Consider the following 19,185-nt stretch of genomic DNA (forward strand, 5'->3'; position numbering starts at 1 on the left):
CCTTAATCAAAGATGTCTTCTATAACATCCCAGGCTTCATCCAGAACACGATAGAACGTGCTCTTTTTCTTCTTCTTTTTTCGCGATTTCGGGGGTGCTACGTGGCTGATCGCCGTACGAGCAGGCTTTGATTTCTGAACCTTGTGCTTTGGCAACATCTTAAGGTCGTGCAGAGGCGCACCACAGCTTGAGCAACTCAGCTCGTGCCGTTTCTTCCCGGTCAGAACCAGGGCAGCCCGAGTACCGCAATAGCAGCAGGTTGCGATTTTGGACGGTCCGGAAATAGCGATCTCCTGTCTAATGGTGCCGAGAGGCATATAGGGCGATTGCGGCAGCATTTGAGACATTCAGTGACCCAAATCCCCCGGATGCGTCAATTTTCACCAATTGATCCACAGTCTCTTTGGTCTTTTGCCGCAATCCCGGCCCTTCAGCACCCAATACCAGCGCCACAGGTCGATCCCTTTGGTTCCCCAGGGCTGTTTCAATAGTTTCATTCGCCTCGCCATCCAGACCGAGCACCAGAAATCCCATCGACTGAAGCTCGGTTATGGCATCGGCCAGATTGCGCACCCTTAGATAAGGCTGACGTTCCAATGCGCCGCTGGCGGTCTTGGCCAGTGCCCCGGTTTCAGGGGCCGAATGATGCCGGGTTCCGATCACAGCACTTGCACCCAGTACTTCGGCTGACCGAAGAATCGCACCCACATTATGTGGGTCCGTTACACGGTCCAGTAGGATCACGCGGGGATGTTCCCGTCCGATGCAGTTCTCGGCCAAACCGCCCCACTCCAGCGGCTTAACCTCAAGCGCTGCCCCCTGATGCACCGAACCCGCATCGATCGGGGCACTAAACTTGCGCGGATCAACCATCTCGGCCTCGATCCCCGCGAATTCAATGGCTTCGAGCAGCTTGTCCCGCGCATTTCGCGTCACAATCAGGCGCAGTTTCTGGCGTTTGGGGTTCATCAAGGCGTCGCGCACGGCGTGCAAACCAAACAGCCAAACCGTCTCTGCCGCAGCTGCTTTTCGCGCCTGTTCCTTTTCAACAACCCACTTGGGTTTTTTCATTCTGAGGGCCTCCGGGCCATGAATTCGCTTTCCTGCGTCAATGCCGTATTTTCCTGTTGACGCTCCTTTGGTCCGCTAGTAATCACGCCTCCACGTCAGGTGCAACGCCTGACAGTGGGCGACAGGCCGCAAGGTGTGGCAGGGGACTGTAACTCCCTCGCGGAGACGCACGCCTGGTTCGATTCCAGGGTCGCCCACCACTCTCACAAAGCTTCCAGATTCCAGAGCAAAACGCCCCCACCATTGGCCTGTGCCTTCAGTTATGAAGAGCAGTCTAGTCATTCGTCAAACATTTGGTTCAGTGACGTGGTCGCTGTTAAACCTTTCGAAAGCCGCAGGCTAAGCCAGCCATGCCGCCCAGCGACTGCCACAGGTCGTTTTTCTGCACCCGACGTTGCGGTTGTCGGCGACACGCTTGACAAGCACCGTATCAGTGCCGCATGTCCGATCCGTTGGTGTCCTCGTAAGAGGATGAAAAGGGAATGCGTCAACGGGTTTACCGCCAAACGCAGCCGCCCCCGCGACCGTGACCGGAGAGGGTGCCCAAAGCCACTGGCCAAAGGCTGGGAAGGCAGGACATCCGACAGGGTATACACCCTGACATCCGCAAGCCGGGAGACCTGCCAGCGCCCGAAGATGAAACCGGACGGGGTGTTCCGGTGTGGGGCTTGGATCGGCCCACATGAAACCCCGTCCCCCAGATTTGATTAAGGGGGATGAGAGAGATGAGTAAAGCCGCACCAGTTGAACTGCTGGTCTGCACGACATGCCGCCGTGGCCTGGCAATCGAAGATGACACCCAGCGCCCCGGCGCTTTGCTGCATAAGGCGCTGGAACAGGCGGGCGTGCCAGATGGGATCCATCTGAAACCCGTGGAGTGCCTGTCAAATTGCGATCAAGGATGTTCCATCGTGTTGCGGGGCGGACCCACGCGTTGGACTTTTGTCTACGAAAACCTCAACGAAACCGACCATGTCGAAACGATCATCGAAGGTGTGACCAAGTATTTGGCCACTGACGATGGTTTGGTCAAATGGCGCGAACGTCCTGAACATTTCCGCAAAAACTGTGCGGCCCGTATTCCCCCGATTGGAGCCCTGAAATGAGCAACTTGGAAAAACTCCCCGTCACCGTGATCACTGGCTTCTTGGGTTCGGGCAAAACCACACTGGTCAAGCACCTGATGCAGAACCCGCAGGGCAAGCGTCTGGCGGTGGTGGTCAACGAATTTGGCGATGTTGGCGTCGATGGCGACATCCTGAAATCCTGTGCGATCCCCGATTGTCCGGCAGAAAACATCATGGAATTGGCGAACGGCTGTATCTGCTGCACCGTGGCCGACGACTTCATCCCGACCATCGAAGCCTTGATGGCACTGGAGCCGCGCCCTGAGCATATTCTGATCGAAACCTCTGGGCTCGCCTTGCCCAAGCCGCTGCTGAAAGCCTTCGACTGGCCGGATATTCGCTCGAAAATCACCGTCGATGGTGTGATCGCTCTGGCCGATGCCGAAGCTGTCGCCGCCGGTCGCTTTGCGCCAAATGTGGCAGCGGTGGATGCGCAACGTCTGGCCGATGACTCGATTGACCACGAAACACCCTTGGCCGAGGTGTTCGAGGATCAGATTTCCTGCGCCGACATCATTCTGCTGACCAAGCCCGATCTGGCCGGTCCTGAAGGCGTAGCCAAAGCGAAAGAGATCATCGCCACTGAGGCCCCTCGCCCGCTGCCCGTTGTCGAAGTTGCCGAAGGCGCCGTGGACGTACGGGTCGTTCTGGGTCTTGAGGCCGCAGCCGAGGATGACATGGACGCCCGCCCGTCGCATCACGACGGTCACCACGATCACGAGCATGACGATTTCGAAAGCATCATCGTTGATCTGCCGGAACAGTCCGATCCAGCCGATCTGGTCGCCAAGATCGAACTTCTGGCCACTGAGCTGAACATTTTGCGCGTCAAAGGCTATGCCGCCGTCGAAGGCAAGCCGATGCGCCTGCTGGTGCAAGCCGTGGGTGCCCGCGTGCGTCATCAATATGACCGCCCGTGGGGGCCCGGCGAAGAACGCCGCTCGCGCATGGTGGTGATCGCCGAGCATGACGACATCAAAGAAGCAGAAATCCGCGATATCCTCGCGGGTGTCACCGAGGCCGCCGAGTAAGGCCCATGCACGTCGTCTTCCGCGAAAGCCACGGGTTAGAAGAAACGGAAACCCCAACCGATCTGGGCCAGAGCCCGGCGGATCTGGTGGTGCTGTCCTTCTCGGACAGCGACCTGGGCGCTTTCGCGGCAGGCTGGCATCGCGGTGGCGGACCGGAAGGGCGAATGCCGACCCTGCGGTTGGCGAACCTGACGGCGTTGAAGCATCCTCTGTCCGTCGACACCTACGTGGAACAGACGCTTGAGGGTGCCAAGGGCATTCTGATCCGTCTGATTGGCGGCGTGCCTTACTGGGCCTACGGGTTACAGCAAGTTCTGTCACTGGCTCAGGCCAAGGGGATCGCTTTGGCCGTCTTACCCGCCGACGGACGTGAGGATACGCGGCTGGATGAATATTCCACCCTACCCGTCTCGACCCTGCGCCGTCTGGCGCATCTCTGCGACACCGGCGGAGAGGTCGCGGCACAGGCTGCCTTGGCGCAGATGGCATTGGCGGCGGGGCTTTATGCCGGCCCTGTTATGGGGGCTAAAACCCTGCCCGAATCCGGCGCGTGGTGTCCTGTTCGCGGCGTGATCCCGGTTGAGGCGGCCTTTTCGGGCAACGCAAAACGTATCATCGTCACGTTCTATCGCGCCTATCTGACATCGGCGGATACAGCCCCTGTCGCCGCCGTGATCCGCAGCTTGCGGGATCGCGGGTTCGACGCAGTGGGCCTCTTTGCCCCTTCGCTCAAAGCACCTGCTGCCGCTGAATGGCTGCGTGACAACATCGTCACGCTGAAACCTTCGGCGATCATCAACGCCACCTCTTTCTCGGGCAAAGGCGCATCGGGAACGTCTCCTTTGGACGCGGCGGGCGTGCCGGTATTTCAGATGGCCCTCGCCACATCCCGACGCAAGGCTTGGGCCGAGGCCGAACGAGGTCTCTCCCCTGCCGATCTCGCCATGCATGTGGTGCTGCCCGAAGTGGACGGGCGCATTTCAGCGGGCATTGCCTCATTCAAGGAACCGGGCAAGCGTGATCCGCATCTGGAATATTCCCGCTTTGCCCACCGGGCTGAGCAAGAGCGGATCGAAGCGATCATCAACCGTGTCACAGGCTGGTTGACCCTTCATAACAAGCCCAAGGCAGATCAAGTACCCGCACTGGTGCTATCAACCTACCCCGGCAAGGACTGGCAAATGGCGCACGCGGTGGGCCTCGACGCGCTGGCCTCGGCCGAGGCGATGCTGGCCGATCTTCAGGCCGAGGGCTACCGCACCGCACCGGCCGAACCAATTGCTGAAACCCTGCTGGATGCGCGCATTTCATGGTCTTTGGAAGACTACCAGGCAGCCCTAGCAGACCTGTCCGAGCAACTGCGCACCGATCTGCAAACCGTTTGGGGTAAGCCCGAGGACGACCCGATCTTTACCGAGGGCGCGTTCCACTTCACCGCCCTGCGCCGAGGCAACGTGATGGTTACACTGCAACCCGAACGCGGCACGCCCGAGCTGCGCGATGACGACTATCACGATCTGTCTCGCACCCCGCGTCACAGCTACGTCGCCTTCTATCTGTGGCTACGCAAAGGATTGGGCGCAGACGCTTTGATCCATATCGGCGCGCATGGCACGCTGGAATGGCTTCCGGGCAAATCCGTTGCGCTGTCGGCGAATTGCTGGCCCGAGGCGCTGATCCGTGACCTGCCGGTGATCTATCCCTTCATTGTCAACGACCCGGGCGAGGCCGCGCAGGCCAAGCGCCGGATTGGGGCTGTCACGCTGGGCCATATCCCGCCCCCGATGAAGGAAAGCGGCACGCCAGATCGCATGGTGCGGCTGGAATCTCTGCTGGATGAGTTCTCGAACGCGGACGGGCTGGATCCCAAACGCCGCGACCGCCTGCAGGAAGACATCCGGGATGAGGCGCAGGCCATCGGGTTGGAAAGCGATCTGGGCCTTGATCAGGCCACCTGCACCGCCGAGGCGATCACCCGCATCGACCGCTTTGTCTGCGATATCAAAGAAAGCCAGTTCGGCGACGGGCTGCATATCTATGGCCGCGCGCCTGAGGTTTCCGGCACATTCGACCCCGCACCCTCGGCCCATGCAGAACGCAACGCTCTGATCGACGCGTTGGCCGGCAAGCGGATCGAGGCTGGGCCGTCCGGTTCCCCCTACCGCGGCCGCTCGGATGTTCTGCCGACCGGGCGGAACCTATATACCACCGACCCCCGCTCGGTTCCGACGCGGGCGGCCTACACTCAAGGCGTCAAACTGGCTGAGGAACTGGTCCGCCGCCACCTGCAGGAAGAAGGCGATTATCCCAAGGGGCTGATCATCGATCTGTGGGGCTCAGCCACCATGCGCACCGCGGGTGAGGAATTTGCCATGGCATTGCACCTGCTGGGCGTGAAACCGGTCTGGGATAAAGGCTCGGAACGGGTTTCGGGGATAGAAGTGCTGCCGATCACTGACCTCAGCCGCCCACGTCTGGACGTGACGCTGCGTGTGTCGGGCCTGTTCCGGGACGTCTTCCCGACCCTCTCGGCGCTTTACGGTCAGGCGATCCGCGCGTTGGCGGCGCGGGATGAGGCGACCGACTGGAACCCCTATGCCGGTCAAGCCCCGTCGGCTCGCGTCTTCGGCCCCGCCCCCGGCAACTATGGCGTCAACATGACCCAACTTTCCGAGGTCTATACCGACGAGGCCCGCGCGCAGGCGGGTGAGGCATGGCTTGAGGCCAGCTCCTTCGCACTGGAGGGCGAGAATATCTTTCAGGACAAGGCGGGCATCACCCAACGCGTGGCGCATGCCGACAGTTTTGTTCACCTGCAGGACCTGACCGAGACAGACCTGCTGCTGGCGAATGACTACGCGACACACGAGGCCGGTTTTGCTGCCGCCAAGAAGGCCACGGGTGGGACCGCGCAGCTTTATCATCTGGACAATACCAATCCCGAAAACCCACGCGCCCGCACCTTGCCGGAAGAGATCAGCCGCGTCGTCCACGCCCGCGCAGCCAATCCGGACTGGATCGCCGGGATGCAGCGCCACGGCTTCCGTGGCGCGGCCGAGATCGCCGCGACGCTAGATCACATGGCCTCGTTTGCGCATCTGTCGGGCACCGTTGCGCCGCATCTGTTCGACCTCTACCACGATGCGACACTGGGCGATGAAGACGTGGATGCCTTCCTGCAGAAGGCCAATCCGCAAGCCCATCAGGCGATGCAGGACCGGTTCCGCGCGCTTTTGGATGCCGGGTTGTGGAATACCCGGCGCAACTCGATCCGGGCGGATCTGGAGGGGCTGGGATGAGCGCGCCCACCCCAAAACCAATCGTCCAAGGTTGGTGCCCCGGCGCCCACCGACCGATGATGTCTGGGGATGGGCTGGTGGTGCGTGTGCGCCCTCGGCTGGCTCGGCTGACCGCCGCACAAGCGCTTGGCCTATGTAAACTGGCCCAGCAATTCGGCAACGGCACAATCGATCTGACCAACCGCGCGAACCTGCAGTTGCGCGGCGTGCAGGAAAGTGATCACCAGGCATTGCTGTCCGAGCTGTCCGCGCTTGGGCTGTTGGACGCGGAGCCGGGTATTGAGGTCCGGCGCAACATTCTGGTCTCACCGCTCTACCAGCCGGGCGATCTGACCGCGCGGCTGACGCAGGAATTGATCGACCGCCTGAGCGAGTTGCCTGCTCTACCGGCCAAGTTCGGCTTTGCCATCGACACTGGACCAGAGCGCCTGCTGGCGGCGGACTCGGCCGATATCCGGTTGGAGCGTTCCGCTGATGACCTGATCCTGCGCGCAGATGGGGCTCAGACCGGACGTGTCGTCTCCGAGGCCGAGGCCATTGATCACCTGATTGCTCTAGCCACATGGTTTGCCGAGGTCTTCACACCAGACACCCGCCGCATGGCCCGGGCCGTGGCGGCTTTTGGTCTGCCTGCGGAGTGGCAGGGCCGCGACCCCGGACCCATCGGCGCACCGTTGCAACCGGGTGCTTGCAATCTGGGCAGCCTCTATGGCGCGGCCTTTGGGCAATTGCCCGCCAACGAGCTACACGCGCTGATCCGCGACAGCGGCGCCTCTGCCCTACGTGTCACCCCTAGGCGACTGATCCTGCTGGAAGGCGGGGCGGCGATACCCGCACCGGCCTTCGTCACAAATGGCTCTGACCCGCTGATGACCACCGACGCCTGCCCCGGGGCGCCGCTCTGCCCTCAGGCGCAGGTGGAAACCCGCGAAATCGCCCGTGCCTTGGCCGCGCGCGTTCCTGGCCATCTGCATGTCTCTGGGTGTTCCAAAGGCTGCGCTCGAATGGGCCCCGCGGATGTGGTTTTAGTCGGCCAGAACGGACGATTTGATCTTGTCAAACAGGGCCGCGCAGGGGATGAGCCAATCCTGCGCGGGCTGAACCCCAAAACACTGATGACGATGGACTTCACCTGATGCCCTACACTTACGAAACCGACGGCGCGGCGATCTACAGGGAAAGCTTTGCCACCATCCGCTCCGAAGCCGATCTGGCGCGGTTCGATGCCGATGAAGAGCAGGTCGCCGTTCGGATGATCCACGCGGCTGGCATGGTCGGGCTGGAAGAGTTCGTCCATTTCTCACCCGGTTTTGTATCCTCCGCGCGGACCGCGCTGGAAAACGGCGCGCCGATCCTGTGTGACGCACGTATGGTGAGCGAAGGCGTAACCCGGTTCCGCCTGCCCGCCGAGAATGAGGTGATCTGCACCCTGCATGACGAGCGCGTGCGCCCTCTGGCTGCAGAGATGAGCAATACGCGTTCAGCCGCCGCGCTGGAGCTGTGGCGCCCGCGTCTTGAGGGCGCTGTAGTCGCCATCGGCAACGCACCCACCGCGCTGTTTCATCTACTGAACATGCTGGAAGACTCCGACTGCCCGCGCCCTGCAGCCATCATCGGCTGCCCGGTGGGGTTTGTCGGCGCGGTCGAATCCAAAGACGCGCTGTGGGAGGCACAGCCGGTGCCGTCCTGCATCGTTAAAGGCCGTCTGGGCGGCAGTGCGATCACCGTTGCCGCTGTAAACGCCATCGCGAGTCGCGCCGAATGAACGCCGGCACAATATACGGCGTTGGCCTTGGCCCCGGCGACCCGGACCTGATGAGCGTTCGGGCCGATCGTTTGCTGCGCAATGCGCGCCATGTGGCTTTCTTTCGCAAGCCGGGCCGCAACGGTCAGGCGCGCAAGATTGTGGATGGCATGATACCCGGCAGTGCGACGGAGTTCCCGATGGAATACCCCGTCACCACGGAAATTCCACTGTCTGATCCGCGCTACAATGCCTTGCTCGCTGCGTTTTATGAAGATTGCGCAGCGCATCTGAGAAACCTGTCAAACGCAGGAGAAGATGTCGTGGTACTGTGCGAGGGTGATCCGTTTTTCTATGGCTCATTCATGCATCTTTACAACCGCTTGCGAGATGAAGCTCAAGTTGAAATCGTACCCGCGATCACAGGCATGTCCGGGGCCTGGACCGCAACGGGCGACCCGATCACTTGGGGTGACGACGTCCTGACTATTCTGATGGGAACATTGCCCGAAGATGATCTGGCTCGTCGCATGGCGGACACCGACGCTTTGGTCGTTATGAAAATCGGGCGCAATATCGAAAAGGTCAAACGCGCCTTGAAAACCGCAGGTCTGTATGACCGCGCCTGGATCGTGGAATACGCCCAGATGCCCAATCAGCGGGTCTGCAAATTATCGGATGATTGCGAAGAGATCACGCCCTATTTCTCGATCATTATCGTTCACGGTCAGGGACGGCGACCATGACGGGTTGGGTCAAGATTGCCGGGCTTGGCCCCGGAGATGAAGCGCTGGTGACACCTGAAGTCACAGCTGCCTTGGCCCAGGCTACGGATGTGGTTGGCTATATCCCCTATGTCGCACGCGTGGCAGATCGCACGGGGCTGACTCTGCATGCCAGCGATAACCGCGTTGAAATTGACCGGTCCCAGCATGCGTTGCAGATGGCCTCTGAGGGGAAACGGGTTGTTGTGGTCTCGTCCGGAGACCCCGGCGTGTTTGCCATGGCCGCCGCCGTGTTTGAGGCGATGGAAAACGGGCCAGTTGAGTGGCGCGACATCCCCGTCGACGTGTTGCCGGGCATTACGGCCATGCTGGCCGCCTCGGCCCGCGCGGGTGCGCCACTGGGGCATGATTTCTGCGCCATCAACCTGAGTGACAACCTTAAACCCTGGTCGCTGGTCGAAAAGCGGCTGCGTCTGGCTGCACAGGGCGATTTCGCGATGGCATTCTACAACCCACGCTCAAAGTCCCGGCCCGAAGGATTTGTAAAGACGCTGGAAATACTGCGTGAGGAATGTGAACCTGAACGCCTGATCCTGTTCGCCCGCGCCGTGTCGCGCGCGGATGAGGCGATCCGGATTTCGACATTGGCAGAAGCAACGCCCGAAATGGCCGATATGCAGACCGTTGTGATCGTCGGCTCCTCCCTAACCCGCGTGATCGAACGCGAAGGCGCGCCAATTGTCTACACACCAAGGTTCACTTTGGCCGAGGGTCAGGAATGATCAAGCCAGTCCAAAACCTGATCGACCGAAGAAAGCTCTTGCCGGGACGGCAGGCTGGGGCGGTCGATCATCAGGACAGGCACACCCAGCCTCCGCGCAGCATCCAGCTTGGCGCGTGCACCCGTACCGCCTGCGTTCTTCGAAACAACCAGTTCGGTGCCGTGGTTTCTCATCAGCGCAACATCGTCTTCAACCGTGAAGGGCCCGCGCGAGACCACAATACCCGCGTTGGGCAGAAGTACAGTTTCCGGTTCATCGACCAGACGCAACAAATAATGATGTTGAGGCTGAGCCGCGAAATCCTGCAAATGCATTCGACCTACAGCCAGAAACACGCGCCGAGCGGGACCGTCAAGCGCCGCAACAGCTGCCGGGATATCCGGCACATGTTGCCAGCTATCGCCCTGCTGCGGGCTCCAGGCTGGTCGGGTCAAAGCGGTAAGCGGAACATCCGCAGCGTTACACGCGGCGATAGCATTGGCACTCATCTTTGCTGCGAACGGGTGCGTTGCGTCCACAACATGCGTAATCGCGTTGTCGCGGATGTATCCGGCCAGCCCATCGACTCCTCCGAACCCACCCACGCGAACCGGCAATGGTTGCGGGCGAGGATTGTCCACGCGCCCGGCGTAAGAGTATACTGCGTTCGTCCCCCGTTCGGCAAGGCTGCGAGCAAGGGCGTTGGCCTCGGTCGTGCCGCCAAGAAGCAGGAGTTTGGGCATGCATGAAGCTCCGTGGCTGACCATTCTGGGACTGGGCGAAGATGGACTGGATGGCCTGCCACCCGCAAGTCGTCAAGCCCTGGACCGGGCCGAAATCGTCATGGGCCCGCCACGGCATCTGTCGCTGGTTCCAGAAACTCAGGCCGAACAGATCGAATGGCCCGTGCCATTTGCCGATGGAATACCGATTTTATACGACCTGCGCGGGCGACCCACCGTCGTGCTGGCATCAGGTGATCCGTTCTGGTTCGGGGCCGGTTCGGTCATTGCCCGGACCTTTGATGAAGGCGAATGGATTGCCCTGCCCGGTCAATCCACCTTTTCGCTGGCGGCTGCCCGATTGGGTTGGCCGTTGGAAGCCACATTGACCTTTGGACTTCACGCCGCGCCCCTGACCCGGTTGCGCCCACATCTGGCGGCAGGGCTGCGCGCGATCCTTCTGCTGCGCGACGGCAAGGCGGTGGCCGAACTGGCGACCTATCTGACAGAGACCGGTTTTGCCGACAGCGCACTGCACGTGATGCAAGCCCTAGGCGGACCGCGCGAAAATACGCAGACGGTTTCGCTGACCGAAGCACTGCTGGGCACGTTCGATCACCCCGTTTGCGTTGGGCTCGAGGTCACCGGCCCCGGCATGTCATTCCCCAAAGCTTCTGGCAAGCCGGACGACATCTTTGAAACCGACGGTCAGATCACCAAACGCCCCATCCGCGCGTTGACCTTATCCGCATTGGCACCTCAGCGAGGCGAGCATCTGTGGGATATCGGCGGTGGCACTGGTTCCATCAGTATTGAATGGCTGATGTGCGACCCGACCTTGACCGCCACCTCGATTGAGCCACTGGCCGAGCGCGCAGACCGCATTAGGCGCAACGCGGACACGCTGGGGCAGGATCGATTGGAAGTTATTCACGGCACCGCGCCTGAGGCTTTGTCAGGCTTGGCTGATCCAGATGTTGTATTCATCGGCGGCGGCTTGTCCGAGGCCTTGCTGGTCTGGTTGCGCGACAGTCTGCCAAAGGGCACGCGGCTGGTCGCGAATGCAGTAACGCTCGAGAGCGAGGCGCTGCTGGCGCAGTGGCATGAAACGCTGGGCGGTGACTTGCTGCGGATTGAATTGGCGCAGGCGGGCCCTCTGGGTCCCCGGCGTGGATGGAAATCCGCTTACCCGGTGGTGCAGTGGAGCGTGACCCTATGATCGTCGCCGGTCTTGGGTTTTCTAACGCCGCCACGGTCGACAGCCTGAAGGCGGCCTATAATCAGGCGTCCTCGGGCCATGCGGTGGATGCGCTGGCGACGGTCGCGGACAAGGACGGCCACGCCGCGTTGGACGCCTTTGCGGCAATCGTCGACCTGCCCTTGCACCTTGTTGTACCCGCTGACCTGGCCGGACGGCGCACCCTGACATGCTCGCCCCGCAGCCGTGCCACCTATGGCACCGGCAGCGTGGCCGAAGCATCCGCTTTGGCTGCCGCCGGGTTCGGCGCGCGGCTGCTTACACCCAGACACATCTCAGACGACCGGCTGGCCACGTGTGCCATTGCCATCGGAGGACAGACATGACCGTTCATTTCATTGGTGCCGGACCGGGTGCCGCCGACCTGCTGACCCTGCGCGGGCGCGATATCATCGCGTCCTGCCCAGTGTGCCTGTATGCAGGGTCGCTGGTGCCGGAAGAGATTCTTAGCCATTGCCCCAAAGGCGCGAAGATCGTGAACACCGCGCCGATGGATCTGGACCAGATCATGGCCGAAATCGAAGCGGCGCATAAGGCAGGGCAAGACGTGGCCCGGCTGCATTCAGGCGACCTGTCGGTCTGGTCGGCAATGGGAGAACAGGTCCGTCGGTTGAAAGAGATGGGCATTCCGGTCAGCGTCACCCCCGGCGTGCCGTCCTTTGCGGCAGCAGCTGCGGCTTTGGGCACCGAACTGACACTGCCCGGTCTGGCGCAATCCGTGGTTTTGACCCGTACGCCCGGTCGGGCTTCATCAATGCCCGAGGGTGAGACACTGGAAAACTTCGCGCGTACCGGAGCCACGCTAGCCATTCACCTGTCGATCGGCAATCTGGACAAGATCATCGCGGATTTGACACCAACCTATGGGGCCGATTGCCCCGTAGCCGTTGTTTATCGCGCCAGTTGGCCCGATGAGCGGATCATCCGCGCCACGTTGGATACCCTGAAAGACGCGTTGGACGAAAGCATTTCTCGTACCGCTCTGATCATGGTCGGACCCGCGCTGGCAGGTGAAGGGTTTGACGAAAGCTGCCTCTATTCAAAGACCTATGATCGTCGGTATCGTCCGCAAAGTGCGGATAGCCCATGGTCCAGCTGGGAACATGGCGATGACTAATCCTCCGGGTATACTGATTTCCGCGCCATCTTCGGGCACAGGCAAAACCACTGTTATGCTGGGGCTGTTGCGGGCACTGGCCGAGGATGGGTTGACCGTGCAACCGTTCAAAAGCGGCCCCGACTATATCGACCCGGCTTTTCACCGGGCAGCGGCGGGGCGGGCCTCGTTCAACCTGGACAGTTGGGCGATGGGTGATCCGCTGCTGAACGCGATCTCGGATCAGGCAGACGGGACGGATATTGTGGTCGCTGAAGGCTCGATGGGTCTGTTCGATGGCGTGGCCAAACCCGGCGAGCTGGGGCATGGCTCCAGCGCGGAAACGGCGCAACGCATGGGCTGGCCGGTGGTTCTGGTGCTGGATGTCGGCGGTCAGGCGCAATCGGCAGCTGCCACTGCCCTTGGTTTCAAGATGTACAACCCCGACCTGCCCTTTGCAGGTGTGATCCTGAACCGCTGCGCCAGTCCCCGGCACGAGCGCCTGACCCGCTTGGGCATGGAGCGTGCGGGTCTGCCCGTACTGGGTGTGCTGCCGCGGCGCGGTGACCTGACCCTGCCCGAGCGCCATTTGGGCCTGATCCAAGCTGTAGAGCATCCCGATCTGGAAAGCGCCATCGTGGGTTATGCGGCGTTCCTGCGGGAACACGTGGACCTTGAGGCGATCAAGCGGGCGGCCTCCTCAGGCCCGGTTGGGCCATCGTCAGCCGCGCTGCCGCGGCCCCCGGCCCAACGGATTGCACTGGCGCAAGATGCCGCGTTTTCCTTTACCTACCCCCATTTGCTGGAAGGCTGGCGCACAGCCGGGGCCGAAGTGCTACCGTTCTCACCCTTGGCGGATGAAGCGCCGGCGACGGAGGCCGATCTGGTTTGGTTGCCGGGGGGATACCCGGAACTGCATGCCGGCAAACTGGCAGCGGCAAATACCTTCCTAAACGGGCTGCGCCGCCATGCCGAAACCAAACCGGTGCATGGCGAATGCGGCGGCTACATGGCTTTGGGGGAAGGGCTAATTGACAAAGACGGCACACGGCACCAAATGGCCGGGTTGCTGGGGCTGGTCACTTCCTATGAGAAACGCAAGTTCAATCTGGGGTATCGCCGGGCTGAGCTGCTGGCCCCGATGCCTGGACTTGCTGCAGGTACCGCCCTGCGCGGGCATGAGTTTCACTATTCCTCGATCGTCGACCAACCCGACGCGCCGCTGGCGCGCGTGTTTGATGCCGAAGGCACAGAAGGTCCCCAAACCGGGTCGGTGCGCGGCAGTGTCACCGGCACATTCTTCCACCTGATCGCTGAGGCTTCGGCATGACGGGTTTTGTCTCGTTCATCGGCTCTGGCCCAGGTGATCCGGAACTTCTGACGCTCAAAGCCGTGGATCGGCTGCAAAAAGCCGATGCGGTGCTGTTCGATGACCTGAGCAGCGGCCCGATCCTGAGCCATGCCCGCGAGGATGCGGATTTGGTCGGGGTTGGCAAACGTGCTGGGCGCCCCTCGCCTAAACAGAACCATGTCAGCCGCCTGCTGGTCGAATATGCGCAGACCGGACAGCACGTTGTGCGGCTGAAATCCGGGGATGGCGGGCTGTTTGGTCGGCTGGAAGAGGAACTGGTCGCACTGCGAGAGGCCGGGATCGACTATGAGATCATACCGGGCATCCCCTCTGCCGTCGCAGCCGCTGCCTCAGCTGGCATTCCCCTGACACGCCGCCTGACCGCGCGCAGGGTGCAGTTTGTCACCGGTCACGATGTAAGCGGGCGATTGCCCGACGACCTGAACCTGCCCGCCCTCTCGGATGGCCTGGCCACAACAGTTGTGTTCATGGGCAAGCGTACCTTTCCCTTGCTGGTCGACGCGCTGCACGCACATGGTCTGCCGTTGGAGACGCCTGCCTTACTGGCGGAATCCGTTTCGACCCCAGATCAGGTCCTTCACCGTTCGACCATCGGCGCATTGGCGGACAAGCTGAAAGCTGAGATCGGAACGGCCCCGGCGCTGATCCTCTATGGCCCACTCGCGGAATTCGAAGATGTATGAGCTGACCCTGATTGGTATCGGCACCGGCAATCCAGATCATGTGACCCAGCAGGGTGTGCAAGCGATCCGAGAGGCCGATCTGATCCTGATCCCACGCAAGGGTGAAAACAAGACTGATCTGGCCGGGGTGCGGGAGGAGATCATCACAAAGGCCTGCGAGACGCCGCCTCAGATCGCCTATTTCGATATTCCCAAGCGCCGCTCGGATGAGGGATATCTGCGAGGTGTCGACGAATGGCATGACGCCATCGCCCTACGCTGGCAGGCAGCCTTTGCAGAGTACCCGGATGTAACCAAAGTGGCGCTGTTGATCTGGGGCGACCCATCGCTCTATGACAGTTCTCTGCGCATCGCGGCCCGGCTGGATCCACAACCCCGCAAACGCGTCATTCCGGGGATCACCGCGCTACAAGCCCTGACAGCAGCACATGCGATCCCGATCAACGATATTGGTGCACCTTATGTGGTCACAACCGGGCGGCGCTTGCGAGACGATGGGTGGCCTGCAGATGCCTCGAAAGTTGCGGTGATGCTGGATGGGGAATGCTCATTCCAAAGCCTTGATATGGCGAGTTATGACATCTGGTGGGGCGCTTATGTCGGGATGAAAGAGGAAATCCTGATCCATGGGCCACTGATCGACGTCGCCCAACAGATATTGGACACCCGCGCCAAGGCCCGTGCCGATCACGGCTGGATCATGGATATCTATCTGCTGCAAAAGTCCACACGGTGATGTGAGTGCAAATCCCGTCAAAGTCTGGCATCAAGATGTGAATACTTGACGGAGATCTCAGATATGAACGCCCTGTACGCAGCAATGTGCCTTTTTGCCCTGCCCGCCTTGGCCGACGAGGCGTTGCCGGGCTGGGCCGTGTATGAGACCGACAAGACCTATGAGGCCTTGGTCGCGGACACCAAGGCGGCGGTCAAAGAAAACGGGCTAATCGTTGTCACGCAGGCCGGTCCGACCAAGGCAGCAGCGGCGCGTGGCATCACCATCCCCGGCAATCGGGTGATCGGCGTATTCAACAATGACTATGCTGTGCGGGTTCTGGAAACTTCAACCGAGGCGATGATCGAAGCCCCAATCCGGTTCTATGTAACCGAGAATGAAGACGGAACTGCAACCCTGTCCTACAAGACGCCCAGCTTTGTCTTCTCCCCATATGCCAACCAAGGTGGCGCAGCCTTGTCTGAGATTGCCGCAGAATTGGACGCGAAGTTTCAATCCATTGCGGAATCGGCGCGCGAATAATCACACTGGCGTGATGCAGCTTGCCTCTGGTGCGAAGGTCAGACATCTGCTTGGCAATGAAAATCTCGGAGCTCATTGATGCAGGACATGTCCCCCCGCGCGGCTGATTTGCTGGCCCAACGCTTGTACGAGGCCGGATGCCGCCATGCTTTTGGCATGCCGGGCGGCGAGGTGCTGACACTGGTCGATGCGCTGGAGCAAGCAGGGATCACCTTTCACCTGGCCAAACATGAAAACGCGGCCGGATTCATGGCCGAGGCCGTGCATCACCGCGACGGCGCGCCAGCGATTCTGGTCGCTACCATTGGCCCAGGTGCGATGAACGGGATCAATGTGGTCGCCAACGCGTTTCAGGATCGAGTTCCGATGATTGTTCTGACCGGCTGCGTGGATCCCGATGAAGCGCTGACCTATACCCATCAGGTGATGGATCACAGCCAGGTTTATCGCTCGATCACCAAGGCCACTTTTGTGATGACCGCAGAAGGCGCGGATATCATCGCCGACAAGGCCGTATCGCTGGCCAACCAGCCCCGGCCCGGCCCGGTTCATATCGACGTACCAATCTCGGTCGCGGATATGCGCGTGTCCTCGACCAAGCGCCGGCGTCTGGCCAAGGTCGCAGCCGTTGCTCCGGAAGGCGATTGCCTCGCCAAAGCACGTCGCTGGGTGTCCGAGGCCGAACGTCCCGTCGCGATCATTGGACTGGATGTTCTCTATGATGACTCGTGCAGCGTGGTGCAGGCTTTTCTGGAACACTTCAACATCCCGTTCGTGACAACCTACAAGGCCAAGGGGGTCATCCCCGAGGATCACCCGCTTTGTCTGGGCGGTGCGGGTTTATCTCCCTTAGCCGACAAGCACCTGATCCCGCTGATCGAACAATCCGATCTGGTTCTGTGCCTGGGCTATGACCCGATCGAGATGCGCCCCGGTTGGCGTGAAATCTGGGACCCGGAGCAAAAGCGCGTCATCGATATCTCGGCCGTGGTCAATGATCACTATATGCATCAGGCCGGGCTGAATCTGGTGGCTCACACCGGCGAAACGCTTGAAGCTATGGCCAAAGGCAATCCGGCTCGCGCGACTTGGCCCGGTGGTGAGCCCGCTCAGGTGAAGGCAGCGCTGGCGCAAGCCTTTCCGCAAGATGATGACTGGGGGCCTGCTGCTGTGATCGCCGAAACCCGCGCGACCCTTCCGCAGAACACTCTGGCTACGGCAGATAGCGGGGCGCACCGCATCCTGCTGAGCCAGATGTGGGACTGTCATGAGCCGCGCGGGCTGATCCAGTCTTCGGCGCTTTGCACGATGGGGTGTGCCCTGCCCATGGCCATCGGCCTGAAACTGGCCGAACCCGACCGTCCTGTGATCAGTTTTTCGGGCGATGCCGGTTTCCTGATGATCGCCGGAGAACTGTCGACCGCCGCCGAGATGGGCGGCAATCCGATCTTTCTGGTCTTTGTCGATGCCAGCCTTGCGCTGATTGAACTAAAACAACGCCGGCGTCAGATGGGCAATCGGGGCGTTGATTTCGACCGCCATGACTTTGCCGCCATGGGGCGCGCTTTCGGTGGCTATGGACATACTGTTCGCAACCGCGCAGAACTGCGGACGGCGCTGGAAGAGGCGGTCAAAGCCGACCGCTTCACCGTGATCGCCGCCGAGATCGAGCGTGGAGGATATGATGGCCGCATCTGACGGGCCGCTGAAGGGCGTCAAAGTACTGGACCTGTCTCGTATTCTGGCCGGGCCGACTTGCACACAATTGCTGGGCGATCTGGGCGCAAGCGTCATCAAGGTGGAAAACCCGGCCTCGGGCGGGGACGACACGCGACAATGGGGACCTCCATATGTGACGGATGCCGAAGGCAACCGCTCGGACCTGAGCGCCTATTACATGTCGGCCAATCGAAACAAGAAATCCGTCGCCATCGATATCGCGACGCCCGAAGGGCAGGCCGAGATCAAACGCCTGGCCGCCCATGCCGATATCCTGATCGAGAATTTCAAGCCCGGCGGCCTCGCGAAATACGGCTTGGACTACAACGGCTTATCGCAGGATCTGCCGGGCCTCGTCTATTGTTCGATTTCCGGCTATGGGCAAACCGGACCCAATTCCAGCAAGCCCGGATATGACCTGATGGCGCAAGGCTATGGTGGCGTCATGTCACTGACCGGCGACCCCGACGGCGCGCCGATGAAAGTGGGTGTCGGTATCTCTGACGTGATGTGTGGGATGTACGCCGCTGTCGGCATTCTGGCCGCCCTGCGCCATCGCGACATGACGGGCGAAGGGCAGCAGATCGATCTGGCACTGGTGGATTCGCAAGTGGCCTGGCTGATCAACGAAGGCGTCAACTATCTGACCTCGGGCGATGTTCCTCAGCGACGTGGCAATGGACATCCCAATATCGTGCCATATGAGGTCTATCAGACCGCCGATGGCCACGTGATTTTGGCTGTTGGCAATGACAGCCAGTTTCGCCGTTTTTGCGATTTCATCGGTCATCCCGACCTGGCCGACGACCCGCGTTTCGCCACAAACCCAGCCCGGCTGGAGTACCGCGAAGCACTGAATGCGATCCTGCGGCCTGCGCTTCAGTCAAACAGTACGCAAACCGTGATCGCCGAACTCGAACTTCGCAAAGTCCCTGTTGGCCCGGTACAGACATTGGATCAGGTGTTCGACACCGATCAGGTGGATGCGCGCGAGATGCAGATCACCATGCAAGCCGAACCGGGTGAGGTGAATCTGATCGGGAATCCGCTGAAACTGTCCCGCACGCCTGTAACATACCGGCACGCTCCGCCGGTGTTCGGTGCAGACACTGATGACATTTTAGGCGCTGAAAACCCCTTTGAAGACTGAAACACTTGCCCATTTCGGCGGCAAGTTGCTGAAACATGCCCTTGAATCGGCGGTTTTTTTCAATTTTCGCACACACGGGTTTTCACCAATTCGAGAGCAGGGTCGATACTGTTACGACCCGCCCGCACACTCTGATAAATCAAACAGTGTCGAATATCTCAGTCGGATT

At 60.9% G+C, this 19,185-nt stretch carries 19 protein-coding genes, 1 tRNA gene and 1 riboswitch; of the genes, 17 read left to right on the forward strand and 3 right to left on the reverse strand.

Annotation, left to right across the window (positions count from 1 at the left end; all coding sequences use genetic code 11):
• Positions 1 to 2: 2 nt before the first annotated feature.
• Entirely contained in the window at positions 3 to 317 is a 315-nt protein-coding gene (locus ACR0JE_RS05270; protein ID WP_480863509.1) for a hypothetical protein, read from the reverse strand.
• The gene (rlmB, locus tag ACR0JE_RS05275) at positions 298 to 1,071 is read right to left on the reverse strand and encodes a 23S rRNA (guanosine(2251)-2'-O)-methyltransferase RlmB (RefSeq protein ID WP_480540621.1); all 774 of its coding nucleotides are present in this window, start codon (positions 1,069 to 1,071) and stop codon (positions 298 to 300) included. The genes ACR0JE_RS05270 and rlmB overlap by 20 nt, the downstream gene beginning before the upstream one ends.
• Positions 1,072 to 1,187: 116 nt before the next feature.
• Here rlmB and ACR0JE_RS05280 point away from each other — a divergent pair.
• From ACR0JE_RS05280 to cobJ, 8 genes are all read left to right on the forward strand, one after another.
• Positions 1,188 to 1,271: transfer RNA gene (locus tag ACR0JE_RS05280), tRNA-Tyr, on the forward strand.
• A gap of 236 nt (positions 1,272 to 1,507) precedes the next feature.
• Positions 1,508 to 1,713: riboswitch (cobalamin riboswitch) on the forward strand.
• An 83-nt stretch (positions 1,714 to 1,796) separates the two neighbouring features.
• Positions 1,797 to 2,177, forward strand: coding sequence for a DUF1636 family protein (locus tag ACR0JE_RS05285; RefSeq protein ID WP_353008281.1), 381 nt, complete (start codon positions 1,797 to 1,799; stop codon positions 2,175 to 2,177).
• Positions 2,174 to 3,229 carry a cobalamin biosynthesis protein CobW gene (gene cobW / locus ACR0JE_RS05290; protein ID WP_480863404.1) on the forward strand — a complete coding sequence of 352 codons (1,056 nt, stop codon included), beginning with the start codon at positions 2,174 to 2,176 and terminating at the stop codon, positions 3,227 to 3,229. Before ACR0JE_RS05285 ends, cobW begins: the two co-directional genes overlap by 4 nt.
• 5 nt (positions 3,230 to 3,234) lie before the next feature.
• Positions 3,235 to 6,528, forward strand: a complete 3,294-nt coding sequence (gene cobN, locus ACR0JE_RS05295) for a cobaltochelatase subunit CobN (protein WP_480863405.1) — start codon at positions 3,235 to 3,237, stop codon at positions 6,526 to 6,528.
• Positions 6,525 to 7,664, forward strand: coding sequence for a cobalamin biosynthesis protein CobG (locus tag ACR0JE_RS05300; protein WP_480863406.1), 1,140 nt, complete (start codon positions 6,525 to 6,527; stop codon positions 7,662 to 7,664). The genes cobN and ACR0JE_RS05300 overlap by 4 nt, the downstream gene beginning before the upstream one ends.
• On the forward strand, positions 7,664 to 8,293 hold the full coding sequence (locus tag ACR0JE_RS05305; protein WP_480863407.1) for a precorrin-8X methylmutase: 630 nt from the start codon (positions 7,664 to 7,666) through the stop codon (positions 8,291 to 8,293). Before ACR0JE_RS05300 ends, ACR0JE_RS05305 begins: the two co-directional genes overlap by 1 nt.
• A complete protein-coding gene (locus ACR0JE_RS05310) occupies positions 8,290 to 9,018 on the forward strand; it encodes a precorrin-2 C(20)-methyltransferase (RefSeq protein WP_480540609.1) in 729 nt (242 codons plus the stop codon). The genes ACR0JE_RS05305 and ACR0JE_RS05310 overlap by 4 nt, the downstream gene beginning before the upstream one ends.
• The gene (gene cobJ / locus ACR0JE_RS05315; RefSeq protein WP_480863408.1) at positions 9,015 to 9,779 is read left to right on the forward strand and encodes a precorrin-3B C(17)-methyltransferase; all 765 of its coding nucleotides are present in this window, start codon (positions 9,015 to 9,017) and stop codon (positions 9,777 to 9,779) included. Before ACR0JE_RS05310 ends, cobJ begins: the two co-directional genes overlap by 4 nt.
• Here the strand turns inward: cobJ and ACR0JE_RS05320 are convergent.
• Positions 9,770 to 10,501: a cobalt-precorrin-6A reductase gene (locus tag ACR0JE_RS05320; RefSeq protein WP_480863409.1), complete on the reverse strand. Its 732-nt coding sequence runs from the start codon at positions 10,499 to 10,501 to the stop codon at positions 9,770 to 9,772. The two genes, cobJ and ACR0JE_RS05320, sit on opposite strands and share 10 nt — an antisense overlap.
• On the opposite strand from ACR0JE_RS05320, the gene cbiE reads away from it, so the two are divergent.
• The 9 genes from cbiE to ACR0JE_RS05365 all read left to right on the forward strand — a co-directional run bounded on the left by cbiE (position 10,500) and on the right by ACR0JE_RS05365 (position 19,016).
• Complete coding sequence (gene cbiE, locus ACR0JE_RS05325; protein ID WP_480863410.1) at positions 10,500 to 11,699, forward strand: precorrin-6y C5,15-methyltransferase (decarboxylating) subunit CbiE; 1,200 nt, start codon at positions 10,500 to 10,502, stop codon at positions 11,697 to 11,699. The genes ACR0JE_RS05320 and cbiE overlap by 2 nt on opposite strands.
• Positions 11,696 to 12,064, forward strand: coding sequence for a cobalamin biosynthesis protein (locus tag ACR0JE_RS05330; protein ID WP_480540601.1), 369 nt, complete (start codon positions 11,696 to 11,698; stop codon positions 12,062 to 12,064). The genes cbiE and ACR0JE_RS05330 overlap by 4 nt, the downstream gene beginning before the upstream one ends.
• The gene (gene cobM, locus ACR0JE_RS05335) at positions 12,061 to 12,855 is read left to right on the forward strand and encodes a precorrin-4 C(11)-methyltransferase (protein WP_480863411.1); all 795 of its coding nucleotides are present in this window, start codon (positions 12,061 to 12,063) and stop codon (positions 12,853 to 12,855) included. Before ACR0JE_RS05330 ends, cobM begins: the two co-directional genes overlap by 4 nt.
• On the forward strand, positions 12,848 to 14,164 hold the full coding sequence (locus ACR0JE_RS05340; RefSeq protein WP_480863412.1) for a cobyrinic acid a,c-diamide synthase CobB: 1,317 nt from the start codon (positions 12,848 to 12,850) through the stop codon (positions 14,162 to 14,164). The genes cobM and ACR0JE_RS05340 overlap by 8 nt, the downstream gene beginning before the upstream one ends.
• Complete coding sequence (gene cobA / locus ACR0JE_RS05345) at positions 14,161 to 14,889, forward strand: uroporphyrinogen-III C-methyltransferase (protein WP_480863413.1); 729 nt, start codon at positions 14,161 to 14,163, stop codon at positions 14,887 to 14,889. Before ACR0JE_RS05340 ends, cobA begins: the two co-directional genes overlap by 4 nt.
• The gene (gene cobF, locus ACR0JE_RS05350; RefSeq protein WP_480863414.1) at positions 14,882 to 15,625 is read left to right on the forward strand and encodes a precorrin-6A synthase (deacetylating); all 744 of its coding nucleotides are present in this window, start codon (positions 14,882 to 14,884) and stop codon (positions 15,623 to 15,625) included. The genes cobA and cobF overlap by 8 nt, the downstream gene beginning before the upstream one ends.
• A gap of 63 nt (positions 15,626 to 15,688) precedes the next feature.
• Entirely contained in the window at positions 15,689 to 16,147 is a 459-nt protein-coding gene (locus ACR0JE_RS05355) for a DUF302 domain-containing protein (protein ID WP_480863415.1), read from the forward strand.
• Between the two features lie 78 nt (positions 16,148 to 16,225).
• The gene (locus tag ACR0JE_RS05360) at positions 16,226 to 17,845 is read left to right on the forward strand and encodes a thiamine pyrophosphate-binding protein (RefSeq protein WP_480863416.1); all 1,620 of its coding nucleotides are present in this window, start codon (positions 16,226 to 16,228) and stop codon (positions 17,843 to 17,845) included.
• Entirely contained in the window at positions 17,832 to 19,016 is a 1,185-nt protein-coding gene (locus ACR0JE_RS05365; RefSeq protein WP_480863417.1) for a CaiB/BaiF CoA transferase family protein, read from the forward strand. The genes ACR0JE_RS05360 and ACR0JE_RS05365 overlap by 14 nt, the downstream gene beginning before the upstream one ends.
• Positions 19,017 to 19,185 lie beyond the last annotated feature (169 nt).

The organism is Ruegeria sp. H3 (genome assembly GCF_056533095.1).